Origin of the sequence: Muricauda sp. SCSIO 65647, from assembly GCF_021534965.1 — a bacterium.
Classification (GTDB): Bacteria; Bacteroidota; Bacteroidia; order Flavobacteriales; family Flavobacteriaceae; genus Flagellimonas_A.
Genome location: NZ_CP091037.1, coordinates 2,245,733 through 2,262,597, shown reverse-complemented (window position 1 = coordinate 2,262,597; position 16,865 = coordinate 2,245,733). Strand labels below are relative to the sequence as shown.

At 43.6% G+C, this 16,865-nt stretch carries 13 protein-coding genes; 7 read left to right on the top strand and 6 right to left on the bottom strand.

Going from position 1 to position 16,865, the window contains the following annotated elements; translation table 11 throughout:
* Positions 1–68 precede the first annotated feature (68 nt).
* Positions 69–2,276: a carboxy terminal-processing peptidase gene (locus L0P89_RS10040; RefSeq protein ID WP_235264970.1), complete on the bottom strand. Its 2,208-nt coding sequence runs from the start codon at positions 2,274–2,276 to the stop codon at positions 69–71.
* A 197-nt stretch (positions 2,277–2,473) separates the two neighbouring features.
* Between L0P89_RS10040 and surE the strand changes: the two genes are divergently transcribed.
* Genes surE through L0P89_RS10015 form a run of 5 tightly spaced genes read left to right on the top strand, consistent with a single transcriptional unit; the run spans position 2,474 to position 7,241 of the window.
* Positions 2,474–3,256 (top strand): 5'/3'-nucleotidase SurE, encoded by a 783-nt coding sequence (surE, locus tag L0P89_RS10035; RefSeq protein ID WP_235264969.1) that lies wholly within the window; start codon positions 2,474–2,476, stop codon positions 3,254–3,256.
* Positions 3,246–3,527 carry a hypothetical protein gene (locus L0P89_RS10030; protein ID WP_235264968.1) on the top strand — a complete coding sequence of 94 codons (282 nt, stop codon included), beginning with the start codon at positions 3,246–3,248 and terminating at the stop codon, positions 3,525–3,527. The genes surE and L0P89_RS10030 overlap by 11 nt, the downstream gene beginning before the upstream one ends.
* A gap of 2 nt (positions 3,528–3,529) precedes the next feature.
* Positions 3,530–4,639: a lipid-A-disaccharide synthase gene (lpxB, locus tag L0P89_RS10025; protein WP_235264967.1), complete on the top strand. Its 1,110-nt coding sequence runs from the start codon at positions 3,530–3,532 to the stop codon at positions 4,637–4,639.
* Positions 4,640–4,671: 32 nt separating this feature from the next.
* The gene (locus tag L0P89_RS10020) at positions 4,672–5,220 is read left to right on the top strand and encodes a C40 family peptidase (protein WP_235264966.1); all 549 of its coding nucleotides are present in this window, start codon (positions 4,672–4,674) and stop codon (positions 5,218–5,220) included.
* Positions 5,220–7,241, top strand: coding sequence for a ComEC/Rec2 family competence protein (locus L0P89_RS10015; protein ID WP_235264965.1), 2,022 nt, complete (start codon positions 5,220–5,222; stop codon positions 7,239–7,241). The genes L0P89_RS10020 and L0P89_RS10015 overlap by 1 nt, the downstream gene beginning before the upstream one ends.
* A 9-nt stretch (positions 7,242–7,250) precedes the next feature.
* On the opposite strand, the gene L0P89_RS10010 is transcribed toward L0P89_RS10015, so the two are convergent.
* Positions 7,251–8,621 (bottom strand): peptide MFS transporter, encoded by a 1,371-nt coding sequence (locus tag L0P89_RS10010; RefSeq protein ID WP_235264964.1) that lies wholly within the window; start codon positions 8,619–8,621, stop codon positions 7,251–7,253.
* A gap of 16 nt (positions 8,622–8,637) precedes the next feature.
* The gene (locus L0P89_RS10005; protein WP_235264963.1) at positions 8,638–10,794 is read right to left on the bottom strand and encodes a S9 family peptidase; all 2,157 of its coding nucleotides are present in this window, start codon (positions 10,792–10,794) and stop codon (positions 8,638–8,640) included.
* Positions 10,795–10,955: 161 nt separating this feature from the next.
* Between L0P89_RS10005 and L0P89_RS10000 the strand changes: the two genes are divergently transcribed.
* Positions 10,956–12,263: a hydroxymethylglutaryl-CoA reductase, degradative gene (locus tag L0P89_RS10000; protein WP_235264962.1), complete on the top strand. Its 1,308-nt coding sequence runs from the start codon at positions 10,956–10,958 to the stop codon at positions 12,261–12,263.
* A complete protein-coding gene (locus tag L0P89_RS09995; RefSeq protein WP_313790918.1) occupies positions 12,247–13,167 on the top strand; it encodes a GYDIA family GHMP kinase in 921 nt (306 codons plus the stop codon). Before L0P89_RS10000 ends, L0P89_RS09995 begins: the two co-directional genes overlap by 17 nt.
* Here the strand turns inward: L0P89_RS09995 and L0P89_RS09990 are convergent.
* The 3 genes from L0P89_RS09990 to L0P89_RS09980 form a co-directional block, all read right to left on the bottom strand.
* Complete coding sequence (locus L0P89_RS09990; protein ID WP_235264961.1) at positions 13,164–15,284, bottom strand: peptidylprolyl isomerase; 2,121 nt, start codon at positions 15,282–15,284, stop codon at positions 13,164–13,166. The two genes, L0P89_RS09995 and L0P89_RS09990, sit on opposite strands and share 4 nt — an antisense overlap.
* Before the next feature lie 82 nt (positions 15,285–15,366).
* A complete protein-coding gene (locus L0P89_RS09985) occupies positions 15,367–16,659 on the bottom strand; it encodes a hemolysin family protein (RefSeq protein ID WP_235264960.1) in 1,293 nt (430 codons plus the stop codon).
* 2 nt (positions 16,660–16,661) lie between these two features.
* Positions 16,662–16,865, bottom strand: a complete 204-nt coding sequence (locus L0P89_RS09980; protein WP_235264959.1) for a hypothetical protein — start codon at positions 16,863–16,865, stop codon at positions 16,662–16,664.

Below are 16,865 nucleotides of genomic sequence, written 5' to 3'. Positions count from 1 at the left end.
TTTTCCTGCCATAGGGCAAAAAAAACCCCAACGTTTACGTCGGGGCCTTAAAATTTTTTAGGGAATTTTTATCCTTTCACACTGGCCAACTTTGTATTGCTGCCCTTGAAATTGTTCATTTTCAAATCTTTCAAAACGTTCACGGCTTCTTCGACATAGACATCTTTTGCCAGCTCTTTGTGCCAACGGTTGCGCTTTTCTCTCAAAACAGAATCTTTGGTGAACAGCTCCGTTTCATATCTCAATGAGTTAAAGGTCAACTTTGAATCATAATCCCTCAAGCTTTTGAAATAGTTGGATTTCTCTTTTGCCCTTTCTTCTTGGGTCTTATAAGCACTATAATTAAGGGAGATCAAAGTCTCGTCTTGTTGCTCTTTCAACCATTTGGCATTCTCTTCGATCAATTTGACCTGAGGATTGTTGGCCAATCTTTCCTTACTGTTTGATACGGCCGTCTCAAAATCAATGTAACCATTCCAAATTTCATAATCAGCAGGGGTAATCTTATCCCACCCCAGTGGATTTTCTTGATCTTTCTCTCCTAAGTCAATATAGCTGTACCTGTCTGGCACCACAATATCGCTTTTAACGCCCTCTAACTGGGTAGAACCGCCATTGATACGGTAAAATTTCTGGGTGGTCAGTTTGATTGCGCCCAAATCACCATGTTCGTTGCTTCTGACAATATTATCTAAAGGAATCACATTCTGAACCGTTCCCTTGCCAAAGGTTTGCTTGCTACCGATTACAATGGCACGCTTATAATCTTGCATGGCCGCAGCCAAAATCTCTGAGGCAGATGCCGACAACTCATTGACCAATATCACCAAGGGGCCATCCCATTGAATGCGCTCATCTTTGTCTTCATGAACTTCTTTGCGCTGGCCAGATGACCTTACCTGTACAATAGGGCCATCTTTGATGAACAAGCCCGCCATTTCAACAACGGTTTTCAGCGATCCACCACCATTGTCGCGTAAATCTAAAATAAGGCCTTCAACACCCTCTTCTTTCAATCGCTCAACTTCTTTGGCAACGTCTGTAGCAGCATTTCTTTCAGAATAATCCTCAAAATCAACATAAAATTTGGGCAAATGAATGATACCATACTTCAAATCGTCTTTTATGACCGTTGCCGATTTGGCATATGACTCTTCTAAAACCACGACATCTCTGGTTACCGAAATCATTTCTATGGTACCATCTACACGACGAACGGTCAAATTCACCACTGTCCCCTTTGGACCCTTTATCAACTTGATGGCATCATCAAGCCTCATACCCACAATATCGATCGGCTCTTCATTCTCTTGGCCCACTTTTATGATTTCATCACCCACTTCAAGACTCTGTTCTCTCCATACCGGTCCTCCAGAAATAATCTCCACAATTCGTGCGCCTTCTGGCTTTTTTTGTAGCCGGGCACCAATACCTTCAAATTTGCCCGACATACTGATGTCAAATTTATCTTTCTCATCAGGGGCAAAATAAAACGTGTGTGGGTCAAACTCGTCAACAATGGTGTTCACGTACTGAACGAACCAATCTTTTCGCTCAAGATCATCGACAAAATCAAAAAACTCATCGAGTGTTTTCTTTGTGGTTTCTCTCGCATCTACCTCTACTTCCGCTATGGTCATGTCTCCCAAGCTTTCGGTATTGGGTACCTTAATGCTCTTTGTAGTTGAACCAACATCTACACCTACAATATCTTCAGAGCCATCTTTGCTATAACCTGCCGCTTGGCGCAAATCGGCTATCTTATTGTCAAAGACACCAAGCGTATTATATTTCAACTGCTTTCGCCAACGCTCTTTCAGTTCTTTTTTATTGGCTGCAAAAGATTCTTCCCTATAGTCGATATTGATACTTTCCTCAACATTATAATCAAAAGATTCAGCCAGAATTTCCTTGTAGATTTCCTTGGCCTCACCCATACGTTTCATCAAACGTTGATAGACCAAATTAAAGAAGGTGATGTCAGTGTTCTTGATTTGGTCATCGATTTGAAACCGGTATTGCTCGAACCCATCGATATCGCTCTGTAGAAAGTAACGTTTCGTGGGGTCAATGATATCGATAAAGTCATCAAAAACATTCGAAGAGAACGTATCATTGATGTCTTTGGGTTCATAATGGCCCTTTTCAAGCACATAGGTTATCAAATCCAACAAGAGCTTATCTTTATCATTGGTCTCAAACGACTTATTGGTAAAGCTACAAGAAGCGACCGCAACGAGAATAACCAAGAGGGCCAATGTGAAATTCTTTTTCATAAATATGTTTTTAGGTGGGAGATACTTCCTCATTTCCACAGGTCTTTCGTAAATCCCTCTACATTAGTACTTCTTCCAATTCTCTAAGATACTGAAAAAACCATGCCAGTATTTGGTACCGCATTTAATTTTTTGTTAAACGCCATACCCACCTTATCCTTTTGAAAAACGTATTTTTGCCCAGTTAAGTATGCCCGATGGAAAAACCCTTGATTCTTGTGACCAATGATGACGGCATTACAGCACCTGGGCTCAGGGCCTTAATCGTTGTGATGAAAGAGATCGGCGATGTCGTAGTGGTTGCTCCAGACAGTCCCCAATCAGGTATGGGCCATGCCATAACCATTGACAATACGCTCTATTCTACACGAATGGTCGTCGATAAAGAAAATGGTGCCCCGGCAGAATATAGTTGTAGCGGTACCCCGGCAGATTGTGTAAAATTGGCGTTACAAGAGTTGTTGGACCGTAGGCCCGATATCTGCGTAAGCGGCATAAACCACGGTTCGAATTCATCTATCAATGTCATTTACTCGGGCACCATGAGTGCAGCCATAGAAGCCGGTATCGAGGGTGTGCCCGCCATTGGTTTTTCGCTTTGTGACTATGGATGGGACGCCGATTTTCAGCCCTCATTGAAGTTTGTCAAAAAGATTGTCTCAGAAACACTGAAAAATGGCATTCCAAAAGGTACGGTGCTCAATGTGAACATTCCGAAAACAAACGGCACTTTGCCCAATGGCATCAAAGTTTGCCGACAGGCACGGGCAAACTGGAAGGAAAAATTTGACAAGCGAACCAGCCCATCAGGCAAGGAATACTACTGGTTGACCGGTGAATTTGAGCTTTTGGACAAAGGGCAAGATACCGACGAATGGGCACTGGCCAACGGATTTATATCGATCGTACCTACCCAATTCGACCTTACTGCGCACCATGCCATACCACAATTGAATAATTGGACATTGAATGAGAAATAAAGAAATCATCATCGGTTTTGTCGTGGGCATCATTGCCAATACCTTTGGAACACTACTCTATATTCTGCTCTTTTCAAACATGGGAGTCGCCGAGACCTTGAAGACCGCTGTGGTCCAAGATCACTTGGGAAGCCTTCTCGCACTGGGTGCCATTTTGAATTTGGTGGCCTTTTTTGGATTTCTTCGCATAAAAAGGGACCTGCGGGCAAGGGGTGTCATGATTGCCACCCTATTGACGGCCCTGATCATTCTGTTCTACAAAATCTTCTGACTATGAAATACTATATCATAGCTGGTGAGGCTTCTGGTGATCTGCACGGATCCAATCTTATCAAGGCCTTAAAAAAAAAGGACAGTAAGGCAAATATTCGGTGCTTTGGCGGCGATTTGATGCAAAAGGCAGGCGGTGAACTGGCCAAACACTATAAAGAAATGGCCTTCATGGGATTTTTGGAAGTGGTCGCCAACATACCCAGTATCATTGCCAATATCAGCTACTGCAAAAAAGATATTGAGGCCTTCAAACCTGATGTCATCATTTTCATCGATTTTTCAGGTTTCAACCTTCGTATTGCAAAATGGGCGAAACGGAAAGGCTTCAAGACCAATTACTACATTTCTCCCCAGATCTGGGCCTCTCGTGAAAGCCGTATCGCTGCCATCAAGAGAGACATCGACCATATGTACGTGATTCTTCCTTTTGAAAAGGATTTCTATGAAAAGAAGCATGGTTACCCGGTTGATTTTGTGGGTCATCCCTTGATCGATGCCATCGAGAACACTGAACTTCTCGATCAAGAGGCATTTCGAGGGCAGAACGGTCTCCATCCACAGAAACCCATTATAGCCCTGTTGCCCGGAAGCCGTAAACAGGAAGTGGAAAAAATGCTCAAGGTCATGCTCTCTATCACCAGAGACTTTCAAGAATATCAATTTGTGATCGCAGGGGCGCCAAGCCTTGATGAAACCTTTTACAAAAGCTTTCTGAACAATTCTGTTTCGTTCGTTTCAAACCAGACCTACCCGCTTTTGCACAACGCCCATGCAGCTTTGGTGACCAGTGGTACCGCAACATTGGAAACCGCACTCTTCAAGGTGCCACAAGTGGTCTGCTACAAGGGCAATTGGATTTCATACCAAATCGCAAAACGCATTATTACCCTCGACCATATTTCTTTGGTGAATTTGATTATGGACAAAGAAGTGGTGAAAGAACTGATCCAGGGTGGACTAACTACCAAAAACCTCAAAACCGAGCTTACAAAAATACTCGATGGCCCCCTACGTAATCAGATGCTTTCAGACTATGAAACCTTGAGAAGGAAATTGGGAGGAGGAGGTGCCAGTGACAGAGCTGCTTCGTTAATTCTTGAAAATATGTAATTTTAACATCCAAGAAACCGTTACTTTCTTGGATGACAAAAAAAATCTTCCTCTTTTTTTCTTTGCTTTTGTTCATTGGCTGTGGTGTCGTCAAGAAAAAGACAACGTATGGCAAAAAAAGAACGGTCTCGGTTGAAGCCAATGAATCAGACCATTTGCCTTCAGACGAGGAAAGTAAGCCAGAAATCGTAGTCGATGAAAAAGCGGAACGGATCATTGCCACGGCCATGACCTTTTCAGGGGTGCGCTACAAATTTGGAGGTACTACACGAAAAGGCATGGACTGCTCTGGATTACTCTACATTTCTTTTAAGGAACACGGCATCGAATTCCCACGTATTTCATATGAAATGGCCAATGAGGGGCGAAAGATAAAGGTTGGAAAAGTTAGAAAAGGGGATCTTTTGTTCTTTAAGACCCGAAAACGGGGCAAGCGAATCAACCATGTGGGCCTAGTGGTCGATGTTGATGGTGGTGATATTAAATTCATACATTCTACCAGCTCAAGGGGCGTTATCATTTCGTCTCTTCGCGATGGCTATTGGAACTATGCTTTCGTGAAAGCCACCCGCGTATTGTGATGGGGTTCTTTCAATTGGTCTCGGTCAGACTCACTTTGGGCCTTGTCTTTGGAATAATCTTGGGTTTTTATCTTGAGATACCTCCAAAACCTTTTTTTATAGTCTTTTGTGTCCTTCTGATTTTGTTGGGCCTGAACATTCGAAAAAGACGGGGTCGGGTATTTTCCATTTTTGCAATAGTGGTCGTATTGGGCACTATTTCTTTGGGTATCATGGTTGTTGGTTTCACCCATCCAAAAAACCAGGCACAAGGCTATCTTGGGCAAGAAATCACATCGTACCATACGTTCAGGGCAAGAATTTCAGAGCCACTGAAGCACACTGGTTTTTCGTATCGCTATTTGGCAGAGATCATACAAATTGACCAGAACCCGGCAAGGGGTACAATTGTGGTGAACATTTCAAGGGAAACCATACCAAAAAGGCTTTATGTAGATGACGAATTTGTCGCCTATGGCAAGCTCAACACTATCAACCCCCCTCTGAACCCCCATCAATTCGATTACAGGGATTATTTGAGGAAACAGGGCATTTTTCATGAATTGAGAATCGGTTCAGGGCAACTGGTTCAATTCGAAAGACAAACAACGACAGTATACGGCCTTGCCCAAAACCTCAGACAGAAAATCATTTCAAAGCTCAAGCAACATGATTTTGGCAGTGATGAGGTCTCGGTAATGCAAGCGCTGTTATTGGGTGAACGCAGTGAGCTCTCTGGAGAAACCTATGACAACTATAAAAATGCAGGGGCCGTACATATTTTGGCCATTTCAGGACTGCACATAGGTATTTTGCTTTTGCTTCTACAGTTGCTATTGACTCCCCTGGAGTCACTTCCCCATGGCAAGACTTTAAAATTGGTCACAATTTTGGTATGCTTATGGGGTTTTGCCTTTGTTGCAGGACTTTCACCCTCAATCGTCAGGGCGGTGACCATGTTCTCGTTTGTGGCCTACGCCATGCAATTGAACCGACCGACCAACACGTTCAACACCATTGTATGGTCAATGTTCTTCATTTTGCTCTTTAAGCCGCTCTTTCTTTTTCAAGTAGGTTTTCAAATGAGTTATGCAGCCGTTTTTGCCATTGTTTGGCTCTACCCAAAACTTCAGCGTTTTTGGGAGCCGAAAGGTTTTCTCCCCAAAAGAGTTTGGCAATTGGTCTCCGTCAGTGTGGCCGCCCAATTGGGGGTATTGCCGTTGAGCCTTTTCCATTTTCATCAATTTCCGGCTTTGTTCTTTATCTCAAATCTTGTGGTCGTTCCTTTTTTGGGCGTGATCCTGGGCGGTGGAATGCTTGTCATTGCCCTTGCTTTGTTGAATGCGTTGCCCCCAATACTTGTTACGGGTTATAATACTATTATCAAGGGAATGAACACCATCATCGGTTTTGTGGCCCAACAAGAAACCTTTTTGTTCACCAACATCTCTTTCGATGTTGTTCAGATGCTGCTCGCCTACGTCATTATTTTTGCCCTGGTTTTCACTTTAACAAGACCGAAGTTCAAAAATATCATGGCCTTGGGCAGCAGTGTCATTCTTTTTCAAGTATGGGTCATCGTTCAAACGACACGGCATAAGGAAAAGGAATCACTTTTAGTCGCCCATCAAACCAAAAATTCAATGATACTACACCACAAAGGTGACGTTGTGGTCATTTATTCCGCAACGGGAAAGGAAGCAAAAAATCGCATCGTTACCGATTATGTTGTCGGTGAACGTATTGATTCGGTCAGCTCGCTTCTAATGCAAAACAGCTATCATCTTGGCAATAAAATGCTCTATGTGATGGACAGTCTTGGTGTTTATCCCAAACAAACCGACTACCTCTTGATTACCCAATCGCCCCGAATAAACCTAGAGCGACTGATCGATAGCCTGAAACCGGTACAAATCATTGCAGACGGCAGCAACTACAATGGTCATGTTGCCCGTTGGCGGCAAACCTGCCTGAAAAGAAAAATCCCCTTTCACCATACAGGTGAAAAGGGAGCATATTTTTATGACCTGACAAAAAACTGAAGTTAGCTTCTAGGTGAGTTCCTCCGTTGTCATTTTTCGTTCATTGTCTTCAGCACCATGGGTCAGGGCCTTTAATTTTTTGATGAATGCCCAGATCAGTAGGCCAAAGAGTATACAGAACAGTGCAATGCCCGTGAACACGGCATATTCTCCAAATTCTGATGCAGATTCTCCTAGAAGCCCAGCCACTTTATTGCCCAATCCTGTGGTGGCGAAATATAGGCCCATCATTAACGATGCATATTTTGCTGGGGCCAATTTGGTGACAAATGACAAAGAAACGGGTGAAAGACTCAATTCACCCACTGTATGGAACAAATAGGCAAGTACCAACCAGTACATGGCCGATGAACCTGAGCTCTGATATTCTGCCGTAGCCGCGGTCATGAACAAAAATCCGGTACCCATTATGATCAATCCCATTATCATTTTGAACAGTGAAGAGGCTTCTTTCCCTTTTAGTTTACGATTGGCCCAAAAGGTTGCGACCGCCGTACCCAAGGTGATAATGAAAAATGCATTCAACGATTGGAACCATGAGGCCGGCACTTCCCAACCCATCAACATTCTATTGGTATAGTCTTTGGCATAAATGTTCATCAACCCTCCGGCCTGCTCGAACGCTCCAAAAAATACGATGACCATCAAGAAAGAAAGAATGAGCACGATTACCCTGTCTTTTTCAATTTTGGTAAGCGGCCTCTTTAAAGCTTCCCGGTCTTCTTCCTTATCCGATTTCCCTAAATACTCCCCGACACCTTTTAGGTACTTTTGGCCAAATATGAATTGGATCAAGCCAAAGAACATACATATACCTGCCAATCCGAATCCGTAATGCCAGCCGTAGACCTCACCTACATAGCCGACTATCAAACTTGATAAAAAGGCACCTACGTTAATACCGATATAAAAAATGGTGAAACCCTTGTCTCTTCTAATGTCCCCTGTTTTATACAACCCCCCTACCATGGTCGAGATATTGGGCTTTAGCATCCCCACACCGGCAATAATGAAACCAAGACCGGTATAAAAGGCCCACATTTGTTCAATGGCGAGAACACTATGCCCTATCACCAATAAAATGGCACCCACGATCACGGCCTTTTTTTGGCCCAAGATTCTATCGGCTATTATTCCCCCAGGAATTGATGCCACATAGACCAACATGGTGTACCAACCATAAAGTACGAGAGCTTCCTTGTTCGTCCATCCCAGACCCGGGTTCAGGTCTGTGGTCTGTGTGACGAGGTACAGTACCAAAATGGCCCGCATTCCGTAATAGGAAAAGCGTTCCCACATTTCGGTAAAGAAAAGAACATAAAGCCCTACCGGATGTCCAAAAAGTTCTTTTTGATGTGCTGGTTTATCAATCGCTGCCATAAGTTTTCGTAGTTGGTTATAAATTTTCTTTTATGAATTTCGTCATTTTAGTGAACAGGTGAAGACGTGTGTTGCCTCCATATATGCCATGGTTCTTGTCGGGGTAAATGGCCCAGTCAAATTGCTTGTTGGCCTGTACGAGGGCCTCTATCATACGCATGGTGTTCTGAACATGTACGTTGTCATCGCCTGAACCGTGTACCAAGAGATATTTACCTTTCAACAATTCAGGATAGTTAAAAGGAGATTCGTTGTCGTACCCTTCGGGATTCTCTTGCGGGGTACGCATAAACCGTTCTGTATAGATGGTATCGTAGAACCGCCAACTGGTAACGGGTGCCACGGCAATGGCCATTTCAAAGGTATCGTTGCCCTTTAACAAACAATTGGTGCTCATGTGCCCGCCAAAGCTCCATCCCCAGATGCCGGTACGTTCTTCATCGATATAGGGCAGTTCACTCAGTTTTTTGGCAGCGGCAATCTGGTCTTCAGTCTCATATTTCACCAAATTGAGATAAGTGGCCTTTTTAAAATCGCGCCCTTTGAGCCCCGTGCCCCGCCCATCGACACATGCAATGATATAGCCTTCTGAAGCCAATAGTTGATGCCAGTAATCGTTAGCGCCCATCCAACGATTGGCCACCTGTTGCGAACCGGGCCCGCTATATTGGAACATGAGTAATGGATACTTCTTGTTGGGGTCAAAATCAATTGGTTTGATCATATACATGTTCAAGTCGTTACCACTGACGTTGATGGTCGAAAATTCTTTAGGTGCCATTTCATACCCCTTCAACTTTTCGGCCAAAGCCGAATTGTCCTTAATTTTTTTGACCAATTTACCGTCGGCAGCCCTGTGCAATGTAAATTCAGGGGCTGTTGTCGCATTCGAAAACGTATTGATAAAATAGGTATAATCTGCACTGAAATCGGCCGTATTGGTGCCCTCTTGCCCCGTCAGCCTTTTTTTCTTTTTACCAGAACTACCGATACCATAAACGTCACGATTGATTGAGCCATTCTCTACCGATTGGTAATAGATACGGTCTTTATTGGCGTCATAGCCATAGTATGCGGTGACTTCCCAAGGGCCTTTGGTAATTTGGTTCTTTAGTTTACCGTCATTGTTGTATAGGTACAGATGGTTGAACCCATCGCGTTCGCTGGTCCAAATAAAGCCGTCGTTCTTTAAGAAAGTGAGGTTATCGTGTATATCGACATAGGCTTCGTCTTTTTCTTCAAGCAGCAATGTGACTACATCTTCAGTATCGACTTTGTGCAATTTTAAATGGTTCTGATGGCGGTTGATGGTCTGTACACTGAGATGGTTAGGGTTGTTCATCCATTTGATCCTCGGGATGTAGTAGGCATCTCCCAAATCGATATCAGCTATAGCGCCAGAACCCACATCATACATATGCAGTGAGACCAAGGCATTTTCCTCTCCCGCTTTAGGATATTTGAATTCGTGTTGAAAGGGGTATAGGTCCGTACCATAAACATCCATCGAAAAATGTGGCACATGGGTCTCATCAAACCGCAAGAAAGCTATTTTACTGCCATCTGAATTCCATTCAAAGGCCTGAACGAACGCAAATTCTTCTTCATACACCCAATCGGTAATACCATTGATAATGCTTCCCTTTTTTCCGTCAGTCGTTATTTGTTTGGTTTCCCCTTTTGCCACGTCGAACAAATAGAGGTTGTTATCAAAAGCATAGGCGACCTTCGAACCATCTGGTGACAGTTCGGGTTCTTGAATCAAGTTCTCAGAAATCTTGGTCAACGTTTTGGCAGTTAGATCATAGACATAATAGATTCCCTGTTTCGAACGTCGAAAAATCGATTCTACATCTGTGGCCAAGATCAGCTTTGACTCATCATCGCTAAACTCATAAGATGAAAAAAACGGCACCTCTTCTGAAGAAGTGACCAAGGTTTCCACTTTTTCAAGTGTTCGGTAATCATATTTGTCCAATGAGCTGCTGCGTGGGTTTCGGTTGAAATTCAACACCGTATAATGGTCGCCATCTTTCATTGAGCGCAAGACATCCATACGTTCTGTCCGAAACGCACCGCCCCAGATTTCCTCAAGGGTAATCTGTTTCTTTTGGGCCGTTAAAAATGTAAGTGAAAGAAAGAATACAACCAAGGGAAAGAAGTATTTTCGCATTTATGCAAAATATTTGGTTAAAACCATCAAGTTTACTAATAATTTACCTAAAAATTAAATTTTTGGCACAGAATCATCACTAAAGAATCAGGCCGCATCGCATACTTCCCAGCTCAGATATGTTAGGCTATTGTTTATCTTTGAAATCTTAACAAAATACCATGCATAAACCGGTCGAGGGGTTCTCAAAATTTAGCAAGGAAGAAAAAATAGAATGGCTTGCCGACCACTATACCGACAATGCTGAAGAGGCCAAAAAAATACTGGCCCGATACTGGAATACCGATATGTCGGTTCAAAAATTGCATGATGAATTCATCGAGAACACGCTATCGAACTATTATCTGCCCTTTGCCATTGCCCCCAATTTTCTAATAAACGATCAGTTGTATGCCATACCGATGGCCATTGAAGAAAGCTCGGTGGTGGCCGCTGCGAGCAAAGCAGCCAAATTTTGGTTGTCTCGGGGCGGGTTTAAAGCCACTATAATCGATACTGAAAAAGTCGGACAGGTACATTTTTTCTACCATGGAGAAAAAGACAAACTCTTTGCTTTTTTTGAAGCGGTTAAAGATACCCTATTGGTAGCGGCCAAAACCATAACCCAGAACATGGAGAAAAGGGGAGGCGGCGTAAAATCGATAGCGCTTCGTGATAAAACCGATGCCATTGATGGCTACTACCAATTGCACTGTACCTTTGAGACTTTAGATGCCATGGGGGCCAACTTTATCAATTCATGCTTAGAGCAGTTTGCCGCCACCCTTAAAGAAGCTGCCCATAATCATCTCGGGGAAATCGAGATCACCATGTCAATATTGAGCAATTATGTGCCCAAATGCACGGCAAGGGTCGAGGTATCGTGCCCTGTCTCTGCTTTAAATGAAGATGACATGCCCCCTGAAACCTTTGCCAAAAAAATGGTACAGGCCATTCAGATTGCCAAAAGCGACCCTTACAGAGCGGTGACCCACAACAAGGGAATCATGAACGGAATTGACGCCGTTGTACTGGCCACGGGCAATGATTTTCGAGCCGTAGAAGCCGGTGTTCATGCCTATGCTGCCAAAGACGGTGCCTATTCCAGTCTCACCCATGCAGAAATTGAAAACGAACGGTTCAAGCTTTGGATGGAGGTGCCCTTGGCCTTAGGCACGGTCGGAGGGCTTACCTCATTGCATCCTTTGGTAAAACTGGCTTTGGAGATTTTACAAAATCCTTCGGCAAGGGAGCTCATGCAAATCGTGGGGGTTGCCGGGCTTGCCCAAAATTTTGCGGCCTTGCGCTCACTGGTCACAACGGGCATTCAAAAGGGGCACATGAAAATGCATTTGTTGAACATGCTCAACCAAATGGGGGCCACCGAAAAAGAAAAAGAGAAGCTCATCGATCACTTCAAAACCAACATTGTCAGCAATGCATCGGTCAAGGAAGCGCTTGAAAACGTTAGAAATGGGCACCATGACTGAGTTCTACAGCCATGGAAAACTGCTGCTGACGGGTGAATATGCTGTGCTGGATGGTGCCAAGGCACTTGCTATACCCACGAAATTTGGGCAACACCTGCGATATAAAAAAACGGGCAATCGAACCATTCAGTGGAAGAGTCTCGACGACCGAGACCATATTTGGTTTACGGCAAGTTTTGAACCAGGCAACTTTAAAATCATTGCGGCTTCTGATTTTAAAATGGCCGATACGTTGTCAACTATTCTACAAGAAGCAAAAAAATCAAATACTGATTTTCTTGAGGAAGGAGGATACGATGTTGAGACTAGGCTTACCTTTCACAGAGATTGGGGCCTGGGCTCTTCTTCCACTTTGGTCAACAATATCGCCCAATGGGCAAATGTTGACCCTTACCAGTTACTGCAAAAGACCTTTGGGGGCAGTGGTTACGATATTGCCTGTGCCCAATCAAATACCCCCATTCTCTATCAGTTGGGGGAGACACTGCCAAAAATCACGAAGGTAACCCCTAGATTTCCTTTTGATGAAAACCTGTTCTTTGTACATCTCAACAAAAAACAGAACAGCAGAGAGGCCATTGCTTCTTACAGAGACCATAGTTTTGACAAAGGCACTTTTACAAAGACCATTACTGAAATCACCGAAAAAATGGTAAGCACCCATTCGTTGCGGGAATTTGAGCAGCTCATGAAGAAACATGAAACCGTAGTTTCAGAGGTGTTACAAATACTTCCCGTAAAAAAGCGATTGTTCCCTGATTACAAACTGGGCGAAATCAAAAGTTTAGGGGCCTGGGGCGGCGATTTTATTCTGGTCACCGGCAATGAAAAAACCCCTGGATATTTTGAATCCAAGGGTTTTGAAACAATTTTTTCATACCTAGAAATGGTATTGGACCATTAATAGAAAGTGGCTCTTTTATCTTCGATATCCGCCTTTTCTTTTAGGGCATTGTAAGCATCGCTATTGACCCTGTTCGCTTTGGAGGTTCTTAGCGTATTGGCGTAGGTGCTGAAATTGTCAATATTGGGCGCGGCTTCTTTCTTGGTGACCTTTACCATATAAATACCTGACTCACCTTCTATCAACGAAGAAGTGTTGCCTTCAGACAGCGCAAATGCACGACCCACTACATATGGCTCTCGCGCTGCTCCGGGTATGGTCGGTGATTTCATCGTCAGGGCAGAAGCGGTCGATACCGTTACATTATTGTCTTTTGCAAGCACTTCAATCGACTTTCCCTGGTTGGCATCGATAATCTTTTTTGCCTTTTTTGCCTTGCGTATTTTTGGTAACACGGTGGTCGAAGCATCTTCAACCGCCATTACGCCTTCTTTATATATTTTGGTCAATTGTACCACGGCATAGCCCTCGGCCATATCAAACCTTTTTATATCGCCCACTTCTGTGTCTTGGTTAAAGGTCCATTGAATAACTGACCGTTGTGACCCAAGACCCGGTAGGTTTTCATCCATTTCCTTGATTTTGTTGACCGGCCTGACGATAGTCTTGTGCTCTTTGGCAATATCTGAAAACCGTTCTGGCTCAGCTTCTGTCGACGCCATTTCAAATTTGGTGGCATTGGTGAACAACGTATTGATGGTCTCTTCAGATGGGGCAATTTCCCTGGCCAATGTAGCCACCCTGACTATGTCTTGCTTGTCATCGATCTTGATGATGTGGTACCCGAACTCGGTCTCGACCAGGCCTATCTCACCAACGGGATTGCCAAAGCAAAAATCGTTGAACTCATCGGCCATGATACCTTCTTGAAAATATCCCAAATCACCACCTCTGGGGGCTGATGGCCCATCAGAATTATCTCTGGCCAAGGTCGTGAATACCGCACCTTCTTCTTTGGCCTCTTCAAACAGTTCATTTGCCCTTTCCTCAGCTTCTTCCTTTGTTCTTGTTATACTCGGATTGACCCTAGTGGCTCCTTCATAAGAAATCAAGATATGGCTGGCCTTCACAGTGCCGTTAGGTTTACGGTCCATGATTTTTGACATCTTGAAATAATCGCCATCACGATAGGGACCGTAGATTTCATTTTCTGAAAGGGCCATGATACTATCGGCAGCCACAGCGGGTAAATCTCTTTTGGCTTTATAGATCGTATCGTACTTTAGATCTGAATTCCTATCCAAAAAAACTTCCATATCCTTGGTATCCCTAAAACCGGGTATGGTATCGGTCTGATCAAGAGGCTCATTGTACTCAAAGGTATTGCCCAATAGTTTTGCCAATGCTTCTGTCACCGCCGATTCATCTTCTGCGGAGGGTTTTTCCTCAAAAAACACAAAACGGATGTCACGTGCCTTCTCTTGCTTGTACTCTTCTTCATGATCTTTTACATAGGCTGCGATCTCTTCTTTGGAGACCTGAACGATACTATCTGGAACTGAAGAATAGGGTACCCGTACATATTGGATATCGATTTTCTCGTTGGCCATTTCATAATCCAACTTGCCCTCGGCAAGGGTAGCGCCTACTCCCGCTTTGATCAAATTGAAATAGAGCTGCTCTTTGGCAGATTGCATGATGGCCTTTTCGTCTTCAAGCCAAGCCTCATAGCGCAAAGGATCGTTTGTGCGCCAATCGGCAATGGTGGCCTTAAAAATCTCTGGATTGAAAACACCGTTTTCATCTTGAAAATCAGGAAATTGCGCATAGCCCGAATTACTGACAAACTCAACGATTTGATCACTCTCGATATTTATGCCCAAATCTTCAAATTGTTGTCCCAAAAGCTCTTTGCGAATTTCTTGATCGTACACGGTATTCACCAATTGGGTCGATGAAAAACTAGGGCCATAGCGACGCGACGCTCGCTCTACCTCTTCCCTAAACTTATCTATTGGGATACCTTCGCCATTTACCTCAGCGACGGCCGAACCTATTTTTGTTCCTGAAAAATCACTTCCCGTGAAAACCCCTGAAATAACAAATGCGAAAAGGGCCATACCGATGATAAGGATCAATACGGTGGTACGCTTTCTAATATTTTCTAAAACTGCCATCTGCGTTTTCTTACCTTAAAATTGAGAGCGCGAAAATAGTGTTTTCTTTTCAAAAAAGAAAGAATATCAGCATCCTGAAAACCTATTGCCCATCAGCCAAAACCTGCACCATGACCAGATCGATCTTGGTATTCGAAACTTCCAATATCTTAAAACGTAACCCCTCGATCACAATTTCAGAATCTTGTTCAGGAATCTCACCCGTCTCGTTCATGATAAGTCCGCCCAATGTTTCGTATTCGTCACCTTCAGGAAGGTTTAGCCTGTAGTTTTCATTCACGTAATCGACCTCCATTCTTGCTGAAAACCTATAGGTATTTTCATCGAGGCGTTCTTCGTGCAGGTCGGTGCTATCGTGTTCATCTTCAATCTCGCCAAAAAGTTCCTCAACGATATCTTCAATGGTCAATATGCCCGAAGTGCCCCCATATTCATCAAGCACGACGGCCATGCTCTTGCGCTTCTTGGTCAACACATTGAGAATGTCGTGAATAAGCATGGTCTCTGGCACAAACTCTACCGGCAAGAGTACACTTTTGACGGTTTTGGGCTTTTTGAACAGTTCAAACGAATGCACATAGCCTATGATTTCATCAATATTCTCTTTGTAGACCAGTATTTTTGAATAGCCCGTATCAATGAAAAGTTTTGTCAAGTTCTTTGGCGTCTCATGCAATTCTACCGCCATGATTTCAGTACGGGGCACCATGACCTCACGGGCCTTGACATCAGAAAACTGGAGTGCATTTTGAAATATCTGTATCTCTGAATCGATCTCGTCACGTTCTTCAACAGATTCCATCTGTTCGGTGATATAATCGCCCAGCTCTAACTTGGTGAATGCCAATTGTACCTCATCGCCATCGGTATTGAAAAAGGTCTTAAGGACAAAATCGGAAACCTTAATGACAAACCATGAGATGAACGAAAACAATACGTAAAAAATATAGGCGGGTACGGCCAACACCTTTAGCAGGGTGTTGGAATAGATTTGAAACAATACTTTGGGCAAAAACTCGGCGGTCAACAAAATGATCAGCGTTGAAATAACCGTTTGTGACAAAAGACTGAAATCGGTCAGCAGTGCATCTAGAAAAGTAAACCCTGTGGGCAACAAAGTAGTGAACCAGTCCATCAGCCTATCACCCATATAAAAACCATAAACGACCAGTGCGATATTGTTGCCGATCAGCATGGTCGCAATAAACTTTGAGGGTTTTTCGGTCAGCCAAGTGAGTATCTTGGCCAAAAGACCCTCTTGTTTCTTTTCAATTTCAATGTGAATACGATTTGCCGACACAAAGGCAATCTCCATGCCCGAAAAAAAAGCAGAAAACAAAAGGGAAACGATGATGATGAGAAGTGAGGTGTCCAAGGCTATTTTTGGTTTTCCCGTTTTCTTTTCTCAAACCGTTTTCGATAGTTTCTTCGAAACAAGAACATGGCGATCGACACCACCGCAAAAAAGATAAAGATGTAGGTGTCTTTTGGGCTTACCGGCCATAGCGTGATTATTTTATAAATGGATATTATGGCCACTGCCAAGTATAGGTATTCGGTATAGCGTAATATTTTGATCAT

Coding starts and splice junctions, on each gene's coding strand:
- L0P89_RS10040 (WP_235264970.1), bottom strand. CDS start 2,276: ATGAAAAAGAATTTCACATTGGCCCTCTTGGTTATTCTCGTTGCGGTC.
- surE (WP_235264969.1), top strand. CDS start 2,474: ATGGAAAAACCCTTGATTCTTGTGACCAATGATGACGGCATTACAGCA.
- L0P89_RS10030 (WP_235264968.1), top strand. CDS start 3,246: ATGAGAAATAAAGAAATCATCATCGGTTTTGTCGTGGGCATCATTGCC.
- lpxB (WP_235264967.1), top strand. CDS start 3,530: ATGAAATACTATATCATAGCTGGTGAGGCTTCTGGTGATCTGCACGGA.
- L0P89_RS10020 (WP_235264966.1), top strand. CDS start 4,672: ATGACAAAAAAAATCTTCCTCTTTTTTTCTTTGCTTTTGTTCATTGGC.
- L0P89_RS10015 (WP_235264965.1), top strand. CDS start 5,220: ATGGGGTTCTTTCAATTGGTCTCGGTCAGACTCACTTTGGGCCTTGTC.
- L0P89_RS10010 (WP_235264964.1), bottom strand. CDS start 8,621: ATGGCAGCGATTGATAAACCAGCACATCAAAAAGAACTTTTTGGACAT.
- L0P89_RS10005 (WP_235264963.1), bottom strand. CDS start 10,794: ATGCGAAAATACTTCTTTCCCTTGGTTGTATTCTTTCTTTCACTTACA.
- L0P89_RS10000 (WP_235264962.1), top strand. CDS start 10,956: ATGCATAAACCGGTCGAGGGGTTCTCAAAATTTAGCAAGGAAGAAAAA.
- L0P89_RS09995 (WP_313790918.1), top strand. CDS start 12,247: ATGGGCACCATGACTGAGTTCTACAGCCATGGAAAACTGCTGCTGACG.
- L0P89_RS09990 (WP_235264961.1), bottom strand. CDS start 15,284: ATGGCAGTTTTAGAAAATATTAGAAAGCGTACCACCGTATTGATCCTT.
- L0P89_RS09980 (WP_235264959.1), bottom strand. CDS start 16,865: ATGATCAAAATATTACGCTATACCGAATACCTATACTTGGCAGTGGCC.